This is a genomic window from Kineococcus vitellinus, from assembly GCF_009906315.1.
GTDB lineage: Bacteria > Actinomycetota > Actinomycetes > Actinomycetales > Kineococcaceae > Kineococcus > Kineococcus vitellinus.
This window is the reverse complement of record NZ_JAAALL010000181.1, coordinates 1-9,307: the sequence shown is the minus strand read 5'-3', so window position 1 is coordinate 9,307 and position 9,307 is coordinate 1. Positions and strand designations below refer to the sequence as shown.

The 9,307-nt window shown below is 74.8% G+C and carries 11 protein-coding genes; 7 read left to right on the top strand and 4 right to left on the bottom strand.

Annotated features, from left to right (window positions below):
* Positions 1–151 precede the first annotated feature (151 nt).
* Positions 152–295: a hypothetical protein gene (locus GTQ99_RS15290; protein WP_166616595.1), complete on the top strand. Its 144-nt coding sequence runs from the start codon at positions 152–154 to the stop codon at positions 293–295.
* Here GTQ99_RS15290 and GTQ99_RS15285 read toward each other — a convergent pair.
* Both GTQ99_RS15285 and GTQ99_RS15280 read right to left on the bottom strand, forming a co-directional pair.
* Complete coding sequence (locus tag GTQ99_RS15285; protein ID WP_166616594.1) at positions 282–431, bottom strand: hypothetical protein; 150 nt, start codon at positions 429–431, stop codon at positions 282–284. The genes GTQ99_RS15290 and GTQ99_RS15285 overlap by 14 nt on opposite strands.
* Before the next feature lie 19 nt (positions 432–450).
* A complete protein-coding gene (locus GTQ99_RS15280; RefSeq protein ID WP_166616593.1) occupies positions 451–1,386 on the bottom strand; it encodes an MBL fold metallo-hydrolase in 936 nt (311 codons plus the stop codon).
* A gap of 98 nt (positions 1,387–1,484) precedes the next feature.
* Here GTQ99_RS15280 and GTQ99_RS15275 point away from each other — a divergent pair, with 98 nt between their 5' ends.
* The 4 genes from GTQ99_RS15275 to clpB all read left to right on the top strand — a co-directional run bounded on the left by GTQ99_RS15275 (position 1,485) and on the right by clpB (position 6,132).
* On the top strand, positions 1,485–2,438 hold the full coding sequence (locus GTQ99_RS15275; protein WP_166616592.1) for an SPFH domain-containing protein: 954 nt from the start codon (positions 1,485–1,487) through the stop codon (positions 2,436–2,438).
* 10 nt (positions 2,439–2,448) lie between these two features.
* Positions 2,449–2,682: a type II toxin-antitoxin system antitoxin gene (locus GTQ99_RS15270; RefSeq protein WP_166616598.1), complete on the top strand. Its 234-nt coding sequence runs from the start codon at positions 2,449–2,451 to the stop codon at positions 2,680–2,682.
* Positions 2,683–2,858: 176 nt separating this feature from the next.
* Complete coding sequence (locus GTQ99_RS15265; protein ID WP_166616591.1) at positions 2,859–3,353, top strand: cell wall-binding repeat-containing protein; 495 nt, start codon at positions 2,859–2,861, stop codon at positions 3,351–3,353.
* Between the two features lie 142 nt (positions 3,354–3,495).
* Positions 3,496–6,132 carry an ATP-dependent chaperone ClpB gene (gene clpB, locus GTQ99_RS15260; RefSeq protein ID WP_166616590.1) on the top strand — a complete coding sequence of 879 codons (2,637 nt, stop codon included), beginning with the start codon at positions 3,496–3,498 and terminating at the stop codon, positions 6,130–6,132.
* A gap of 59 nt (positions 6,133–6,191) precedes the next feature.
* Here clpB and GTQ99_RS15255 read toward each other — a convergent pair whose 3' ends face one another.
* A complete protein-coding gene (locus tag GTQ99_RS15255) occupies positions 6,192–6,980 on the bottom strand; it encodes a nitrilase-related carbon-nitrogen hydrolase (RefSeq protein WP_166616589.1) in 789 nt (262 codons plus the stop codon).
* A 49-nt stretch (positions 6,981–7,029) separates the two neighbouring features.
* Here GTQ99_RS15255 and GTQ99_RS15250 point away from each other — a divergent pair, with 49 nt between their 5' ends.
* Positions 7,030–7,686, top strand: coding sequence for a GntR family transcriptional regulator (locus GTQ99_RS15250; RefSeq protein WP_338075023.1), 657 nt, complete (start codon positions 7,030–7,032; stop codon positions 7,684–7,686).
* Here the strand turns inward: GTQ99_RS15250 and GTQ99_RS15245 are convergent.
* Positions 7,658–9,004, bottom strand: a complete 1,347-nt coding sequence (locus tag GTQ99_RS15245; RefSeq protein WP_166616588.1) for an MFS transporter — start codon at positions 9,002–9,004, stop codon at positions 7,658–7,660. The genes GTQ99_RS15250 and GTQ99_RS15245 overlap by 29 nt on opposite strands.
* Positions 9,005–9,109: 105 nt before the next feature.
* On the opposite strand from GTQ99_RS15245, the gene GTQ99_RS25270 reads away from it, so the two are divergent.
* A partial coding sequence (locus tag GTQ99_RS25270) for a DUF2848 family protein (RefSeq protein ID WP_338075022.1) occupies positions 9,110–9,307 on the top strand: 198 nt, incomplete at its 3' end.

The following is a 9,307-nucleotide window of genomic DNA, read 5'->3' as shown; positions in this document are numbered from 1 at the left end:
GGCCAGGACGGGGCGGGGGCGGGGGGTGTGAGGCACGCGGGGACGCTAGGGACGCCCGCCGACGCCGGGCCGAACCCCGGGGGTCCGCTGCGCGTCGGCCGGGTGACGTCCAGGGGCGGCGCCGCGCCGCCGGGCTGCTAGCTTCCCGGCCGTGGCGAAGAAGCAGCGGTGGCCGAAGTCGAAGTGCTGCGAGTCCAGGGACCGGTGCACGCGCTGCCCGCTGCGGATGCTCAAGGAGGGCACGCTGCCCCCCGGCTACACCGTGAAGAAGCGGCGGCTCGTCAAGGTCGCGTAGCCCCTGCGCCCGGCTCCCCGGGCGGCTGCTCGCGCCCGGCGTCGGCGACCTCCTCCTCCGGGCGCGGCGGCACGTCCCCGTCCACCTCCAGCTCGGGGACGGGCGGGTCGGCGGGGTCGAAGGGGGGAGTGCTCACGGCCTCGACGGTAGGGCGCTCAGGCCGCGCCCGCCCTCCGGCGCGGCGGCACCGGCACGACGTCCAGGTCGCGCGCCACGTGCACCCGCGTGGCGGCACCGAGCTCGGCGACCGCGGCCCGCGCCTCCTCGCCGAGCTCCTCGGCGTCGGGGTAGCGCTGGGAGAAGTGCGCGAGCACGAGCGTGCGCACGCCGGCGCGGGCGGCGGCCAGCCCGGCCTGGCGGGCGGTGAGGTGGAAGTGGGTGCGGGCCAGCTCGGCGTCGCGGTCGGCGTAGGTGCACTCCACGACGGCGAGGTCGGCGCCGCTCAGCAGGTCCACGACGGCGGGGTGGTCGCGGGTGTCCATGACGAAGGCGAACACCTGCCCGGGCCGGGGGGCGCTGACGTCCTCCAGCCGCACGCCGCGCAGCTGCCCCTCGCGCTGCAGGCGGCCCACGTCCGGGCCGGCGACGCCCGCCGCGGCGAGGGCGGCGGCGTCGAAGGCGCGGCCCGCGGGCTCCTCCAGGCGGTAGCCGATCGCCGGGACGCGGTGGTCCAGGCGCCGGGCCGTCAGCCTGCTGCCCGCGACGTCGGCGACCTCGACGCGCTCGTCGCGCTCGGGGACGCCCTCGACGGTGACCTCCACGTTCGCCGCGGCGACGACCGCGAGCAGCCGCAGGTGCTCGAAGGCGTCCTGCGGGCCGGTGAGGACGGCGCTGCGGCCGGGGACGTCCAGCGCCATCCGGTTGAGCACCCCCGGCACGCCCATGCAGTGGTCGTTGTGCCGGTGGGTCACGCAGATGCGCTCCACGCGCGGGGAGGCGACCCCGGCCAGGACCATCTGGCGCTGGATGCCCTCACCGGGGTCGAAGAGGACGCAGGTGCCGTCCCAGCGCAGCAGGTAGCCGTTGTGGTTGCGGGTGCGGGTCGGCGTCTGGCCGGCGGTCCCGAGGACGACGAGTTCGCGGCTGGCCACCGGGACAGCTTGCCCGCCGGTGCCGGTCGGCACGAGCGCTGGCGCGGAGGCACATCAAAGTGATATCACTTTGATGTCCCCTTCGAGAGGAGCCCGTCGTGACCGCCACCGACGACCAGATCCCGTCCGACGCCCCCGCCGCCACCACGCCCGTCGGCCACGACGGCGCCCGGGTGGACGTCACCGAGCGCCGCGCACCGCACCTGCACGGCGGCCGCGCGCTGCTGGCCGCGCTCGTCCCGCTGGTGCTGACGCTCGCGCTGGTGGGCCTGGCCCTCACCGCGCCCGGCGCCCGGCCGCCGTGGTGGGTGGCGGCCGCGCCGGCCGCCGTGCTGACCCTCGTGCTCGTCGGCTCGCTGGGCACGATCCAGCCCGGGCAGACCCGCGTGGTGCAGTTCTTCGGCCGCTACACCGGCACGATCCGCGAACCCGGTCTCGTGATGGTCGTGCCGTTCTCGACGACGAAGAAGGTCTCGGTGCGCGTGCGCAACTTCGAGACCGGCCGGCTGAAGGTCAACGACGCCACCGGTTCCCCCGTCGAGGTCGCCGCGATCGTCGTCTGGCAGGTCGCCGACACCGCCCGCTCCACCTTCGCCGTCGAGGACTACGCCGAGTTCGTCGAGATGCAGAGCGAGTCCGCGCTGCGGCACGTCGTCACCACGCACCCCTACGACGACCCGGCCGGCGGCGGCACCTCGCTGCGCGGGTCCACCGACGTCGTCGCCGACGAGCTGGCCCACGAGGTCGCGGCCCGCGTCGCCGTCGCCGGCGTCGAGGTCGTCGAGGTCCGCATCACCCACCTCGCCTACGCCGCGGAGATCGCCCAGGCGATGCTGCAGCGCCAGCAGGCCTCGGCCATCGTCGCCGCCCGCGAGCAGATCGTCGCCGGCGCCGTCGGGATGGTCGAGCTCGCCCTCGCCCGGCTGCACGAGCTCGACGTCGTGGAGCTCGACGAGGAGCGCAAGGCCGCCATGGTGAGCAACCTGCTCGTCGTCCTGTGCGGCGACGGGCGCGCCACCCCGGTGGTGAACACGGGAACCCTCTACGGGTGAGCGGGGCCCGCTGGTGAGCAGGCCCCGCAAGCAGGTGCTGCTGCGGCTGGACCCGGCCGTGCACGACGCGCTGGCCCGCTGGGCCGCCGACGACCTGCGCAGCGTCAACGCGCAGGTCGAGTTCCTCCTGCGCGAGGCGCTGCGCCGGGCCGGGCGGATGCCGGCCGACGCCGGGGGGCTGCCCCGGCGCGGCCGGCCGCCGTCGACCCCGGACGACGGGACGGACCGACCCGACGAGAGGTGACGGAGCGTGAGCGGTTTCCGACGGTGGGCGAGGCGGGTGCGGACGGAGGGTGACGCGCTCGCTCGTCCGGCGCAGCGGGGCTGTCGGGACGCTGTGGGCGCTCCCCGCGCCCGGTCACAGTCGGTCCACGGCCGGTTCCCGTCCGTCCCGAACCCCGCTCTCCCGGAGGACCTCCCATGCGCGCCACGTCGCTCGCCACCCTCGCCGGTGCCGCCCTCCTCGGCGCCACGGTCGTCACCGCCACCAGCGCCGCGGCCGACTCCCCGGCCCCGCACGTCGAGCGCCAGGCCCGCGCGGTGGCGGACGACGCGACGCGCTCGATCGCGCTGCGCTCGGCCGTCTCCGCGAACGGCAACATCCGCCTGTCGGGTGCCGACCGCTACGAGACGGCGGCCGAGATCTCGAACCTCGTGTGGGAGCCCGACTCCACCGTCGCGGTCTACCTGGCCTCGGGCACGTCCTTCCCCGACGCCCTGGCGATGGCACCCTCCACCGGGCTCCTCGGCCCGCTGCTGCTCACCGACCGCGACCACCTGCCGGCGGCCACGCGCGCGGAGCTGCAGCGGCTGCGCCCGTGCTACGTCATCGTGGCCGGCGGCACGTCGGCGGTCTCCGACGCCGTCTTCGCCGACGCCGAGCAGTACGCCGACGCCACGGGCTGCGACGCCTGACGCACCCCGATCGGTGATCTTCCACGTTCCACCGTGGAAGATCACCGATCGGGGAGGGCGGCGCGAGAGTTGAGCGGAACAAGCTCAAGTCTGGCATGGTTGGACGTGGTGACCGTCCCGCCCAACCACCCGGAGGTAGCCCGTGGACCTCAAGCTCACCACCCGCGCCCAGGAGGCGCTGGCCGACGCGGTCGGCCGCGCCACGTCCGCGGGTCACGCCCAGGTCGAACCCCTGCACGTCCTCGCCGCGCTCGTGGCCCAGGAGAACGGCGTCGCCGGCGGGCTGCTGGACGCCGTCGGGGCCGACCGCGCCCTGCTGGCGCGCCGCGTCGACGGCGCGCTCGCCTCGCTGCCCAGCGCGTCCGGCTCCTCGGTGAGCCAGCCCACGCTCTCGCGCCCCGCGCTGGCCCTCATGCAGGCCGCCGGGGACGAGGCGCGCGCCCTCGACGACGCCTACGTCTCCACCGAGCACCTGCTCCTCGGCGCCGCCAGCGGCCAGTCCGCGGCCGGCGAGGCGCTGCGCGCCGTCGGCGCCACCCGCGACGCGCTGCTGGACTCGCTGCCGGACGTGCGCGGCGGTGCGAAGGTCACCTCGCCGGACCCCGAGGGCACCTACAAGTCCCTGGAGAAGTACGGCGTCGACCTCACCGCGCAGGCGCGCGAGGGCCGCCTCGACCCGGTCATCGGCCGCGACGCCGAGATCCGCCGCGTCGTGCAGGTCCTCTCCCGGCGCACCAAGAACAACCCCGTCCTCATCGGCGAGCCCGGTGTCGGCAAGACCGCCGTCGTCGAGGGCCTCGCGCAGCGCATCGTCGCCGGCGACGTGCCGGAGTCGCTGCGCGGCAAGCGGCTGATCTCCCTCGACCTGGCCAGCATGGTCGCCGGCGCGAAGTACCGCGGTGAGTTCGAGGAGCGGCTGAAGGCCGTGCTCTCGGAGATCCAGCGCTCCGAGGGGCAGATCGTCACCTTCATCGACGAGCTGCACACCGTCGTCGGCGCGGGCGCCGGCGAGGGCGCCATGGACGCCGGGAACATGCTCAAGCCGATGCTGGCGCGCGGTCAGCTGCGCCTGGTCGGCGCGACGACCCTCGACGAGTACCGCGAGCGCATCGAGAAGGACCCCGCCCTGGAGCGCCGCTTCCAGCAGGTGTTCGTCGGCGAGCCCTCGGTGCCCGACACCATCGGCATCCTGCGGGGCCTGCGCGAGCGCTACGAGGCCCACCACAAGGTGGCGATCTCCGACGCCGCGCTGGTGGCCGCGGCCACGCTGTCCGACCGCTACATCAGCGGCCGCCAGCTGCCGGACAAGGCCATCGACCTCGTCGACGAGGCCGCCTCCCGGCTGCGCATGGAGATCGACTCCTCGCCCGTGGAGATCGACGAGCTGCGCCGCGCGGTGGACCGCATGCGCATGGAGGAGCTCGCCCTCTCCAAGGAGGACGACGCCGCCTCCCGCGAGCGCCTGGAGGCGCTGCGCGCCCAGCTGGCCGACCGCCAGGAGCAGCTCACCGCGCTCACCGCGCGCTGGGAGCAGGAGAAGGCCGGCCTGAACCGGGTCGGCGACCTCAAGCACCGGGTCGACGAGCTGCGCTCGCAGGCCGAGCGGCTGCAGCGCGAGGGCGACCTGGGCGGCGCCAGCGAGATCCTCTACGGGCGCATCCCCGCGCTGGAGCGCGAGCTCGCCTCCGCGCAGGCGGCCGAGGAGAGCGGCCCGGTGAGCACCCCGATGGTCGCCGACGAGGTCGGGCCCGACGACATCGCCGAGGTCATCGCGGGCTGGACGGGCATCCCGGCCGGGCGGATCCTGGAGGGCGAGACCGAGAAGCTGCTGCGCATGGAGGAGTTCCTCGGCGCCCGGCTCATCGGCCAGTCCACCGCCGTGCAGGCGGTCTCGGACGCGGTGCGCCGCAGCCGGGCCGGGGTCAACGACCCGGACCGCCCCACGGGTTCCTTCCTGTTCCTCGGGCCGACCGGCGTCGGCAAGACGGAACTGGCCAAGGCGCTCGCGGACTTTCTCTTCGACGACGAGCGGGCCATGGTCCGCATCGACATGAGCGAGTACTCCGAGAAGCACGCGGTGGCCCGCCTCGTCGGTGCCCCCCCGGGCTACGTCGGCTACGAGGAGGGCGGCCAGCTCACCGAGGCCGTCCGCCGCCGGCCGTACTCGGTCGTGCTGCTCGACGAGGTGGAGAAGGCGCACCCGGAGGTGTTCGACATCCTCCTGCAGGTCCTCGACGACGGTCGCCTGACCGACGGCCAGGGCCGGACGGTGGACTTCCGCAACGTCATCCTGGTGCTCACCTCCAACCTCGGCTCGCAGTACCTCGTGGACCCGGAGCTGTCGCGGGCCACCAAGCACGACGCCGTGATGAGCGCGGTGCGGGCGAACTTCAAGCCGGAGTTCCTCAACCGCCTCGACGACGTCGTGGTCTTCGACCCGCTCTCGACGCAGGAGCTGAGCCGGATCGTGGAGATCCAGGTGCAGCGGCTGGCCGACCGCCTGGCCGACCGCCGGCTGGTGCTCGACGTCTCCGACGCCGCGAAGGACTGGCTGGCGATCACCGGGTACGACCCCGCCTACGGCGCCCGGCCGCTGCGACGGCTCGTCCAGCGCGAGATCGGCGACCGCCTCGCCCGGGCGATCCTGTCCGGCGGGGTCCGCGACGGCGACACCGTCGAGGTTGACGTCGCCGGCCGCGACTTCGACCTGGACGACCCGGCCGCCTCGGGCCCGACGGGTCTGGTCGTGCGGCGCGCGGAGACCGCGCTGACCGTCTGACCGACCGACCGACCGGCGCCGGCGGCCCCGCACCCGCGGGGCCGCCGGCGCCGCGGCGTTCAGAGCGGGCGGCGGTTGGCCAGGACGGGCAGCGTCGAGCGGGCGCCCTCCACCCGGGCCGGGTCCAGGTCGACGACGAGGCGGCCGGGTTCGGCGCCCAGCTCGGCGACGACCTCGCCCAGGGGCCCGACGACGCGGCTGTGGCCCACGCCCAGCGGCGCGGTCGAGCCCTCGGGCAGCGGCCCGGGGTCGGCCTGCCCGCAGGCCACGACGAACGAGGTGCAGTCCAGCGCGCGCGCCCGCGACAGCAGTTCCCACTGCTCCACCTTGCCCGGGCCCGCGCCCCAGGAGGCCGCGACCACGACGACCTGGGCGCCCCGGTCGGCGAGCGCGGTGAACAGGCCCGGGAACCGCAGGTCGTAGCAGGTCGCGAAACCCACCCCGACGCCGTCGACGTCGACGACGACCGGGGCCGCGCCGGGTTCGACGCCCTCGGACTCGACGAAGGAGAACGCGTCGTAGAGGTGGATCTTGTCGTAGTCGGCGTGCACCCCGGCCCCGCGCACGAGCAGGGTGTTGCGCACCCGGCCGCCGGAGCCGGGGGAGAAGGCCCCGGCCACCACGGTGATCCCGGCCGCGTCGGCCAGCGAGGTCAGCCGCGTGGCCCACGGCCCGTCGACGGGTTCGGCGACCGGGCCCAGCGGCACCCCGAACCGGCACATCGTGGCCTCGGGCAGGACGAGCAGGCGGGCGCCCGCGCGGGCGGCGTGCTCGACCTCCGCCGCGACGAGGTCGAGGTTGGCGGCGGGGTCGTCGCTGCTGCTGATCTGTGCCAGGGCGGTGCGCACGGCTGCTCCTTCGTGCTGGAGGGGTGGTTCGGTGGTGTACACATGTGGTGTGCCAGGACGTTCGACCGGTCGGGAACGGGCCTACCAGTTCCTCCGCGACGAGGTGCTCGTGGACCCGGCCGTCCAGGGCACCTTCCTCAACGAGGCCGACCTCGCGGTCCGCGTCGGAGTCTCCCGCACCCCGGTCCGGGAGGCGCTGCTGCTGCTGGTCGCCGAGGGCCTGGTGGAGCTGGTGCCCCAGCGGGGCGCCTACGTGCCGGTGCTCACCGGGCGCCAGATCAGCGAGCTCATGGACCTGCGCGGCGCCCTGGAGCGGCACGCCGCCAGCCGGACGATGGCCGCGGGGACCGTTCCGCTCGGGGCGCTGGAGGAGGCGCTGGACCAGCAGCGCCTCCTCCTGTCCGACCACGTCCCCGGCGACGAGCGCGACGCGGCCCGCCGGTTCATCGAGTGGGACCGGGTGTTCCACTCGGTGCTCGTCGACGCCGTCGGCAACGCCCTGCTGTCCTCGACCTACGCCAACCTGCGGGTGCGGCAGGTGCGCATCGGCGTGCAGGCGCTGTACTCGGCCGCCGGCCGCCAGGAGACGGTCTGCGAGGAGCACCGGCGCATCGTCGACGCGCTGGCCGCCGGGGACGTGGCCGAGGCGCACGCGGCGATCGACGAGCACCTGCGGGTCACGCTGCGCGTCCTGCTGGCCGCCTAGCCGCGCTCTCCGCCAGCAGCGCGTCGTCCTCGGCGGGGTCGGGGTCGCGCCCGAGCGCGAGCCCGACGAGGGTCACGGCCGCGGCCACCGCGATGTAGACGGCGATGGCGGTGCCGCCGCCGGTGGCGTCGAGCAGGGCGGTGAACGCCAGCGGCGCGATCGCCCCGCCGAAGATCCCGGCGATCGTGTAGGCCAGCGAGGAACCCGTGTAGCGCAGCCGGGGCGAGAACTGCTCGGTGACGAACGCGGCCTGCGGGCCGTACATGAAGGCGTGGATCGCCAGGCCGACGACGACGCCGAGGGTCAGCGCCACCTGCGAACCGCCGTCGACGAGGGCGAAGAAGGCGAACGGCCAGACCATCGCACACACGGCCGCGATCCCGTACAGCAGCCGGCGGTTGACCCGGTCCGACAGCGCGCCCGCCAGCGGCATGAGGAACAGCTGGCACGCCGACCCGGCGAGCACGGCGGCCAGGACCTGCCCGCGCGAGAACCCGACGACGGTCGTGCCGTAGGTCAGGACGAACACCGTGAACATGGCGTAGAGGACGTCCGGGCCGACGCGGGAGCAGATCGCGGCGACCAGCCCGCGCGGCGAGGTGCGGAAGACCTCCCGCACCGGGGCCGAGGGCGCGTCGCCGCGTTCGGCGATGGCCTGGAAGACGGGGGTGTCCTCCAGCTTCAGGCGGATCCACAGCCCGAAGGCGACGAGGAGGGCGGAGAGCAGGAACGCGATGCGCCAGCCGCCGCCCTCGAAGGTCTCCTCGCTCATCGTGACGGTGAGCAGTCCGAGGACGCCGTTGGCCAGCAGGTTCCCGGCCGGCGGCCCCACCTGGGCGGCGGAGGAGTGGAAGCCGCGGCGGTGCGGGTCGCCGAACTCGGCGGACAGCAGCACCGCACCGCCCCACTCGCCGCCGACGCCGACGCCCTGGGCGAAGCGCATGAGCACCAGCAGGACCGGTGCGGCGACGCCGATGGTGGCGTAGGTGGGCAGCAGGCCGATGACGAAGGTGGCGACGCCGATGAGCAGCAGCGTCGCGACGAGGACCTTCTTGCGGCCGATCACGTCGCCGAGCCGCCCGAAGAGGATCCCGCCCAGGGGTCGGGCCACGTAGCCGACGGCGTAGGTGGAGAAGGCCAGCAGGGTGCCGGTCAGCGGGTCCGAGGAGGGGAAGAAGAGCTGCGGGAGGACGAGGGCCGAGGCGCTGGAGTAGACGGCGAAGTCGTACCACTCCAGGGAGGTGCCGGTGAGGCTGGCGGCGTAGGCCTTGCGGACCGAGGCGCGGGACACGCCCGCCGCGGGTGCTGCAGCGTCCATGGTGTTCCTCTCGTGCGGGACCGTGCGGGATGTGCCGACGGTAGTGCATGCGCGTTGTATGCAACAGGTGTAACCTCGGTGCCCCGACGAACCCCAGGAGCGCCCGTGCCCACCGCCACCTCCGTCCCCGCCCACCTCGGCTCCCTCGACCTCGAGCTGCCCGACGGGCGGGTCCGCTCCGTCACCGTCACGCGGCTGCTCAACGCCGGGTACACCGGCCGGGACCAGGAGGAGGTCGCCCGCCACGTCGCCGAGCTCGCCGAGCTGGGCGTCCCGGCCCCCGCGACGACCCCCGCCCTGTAC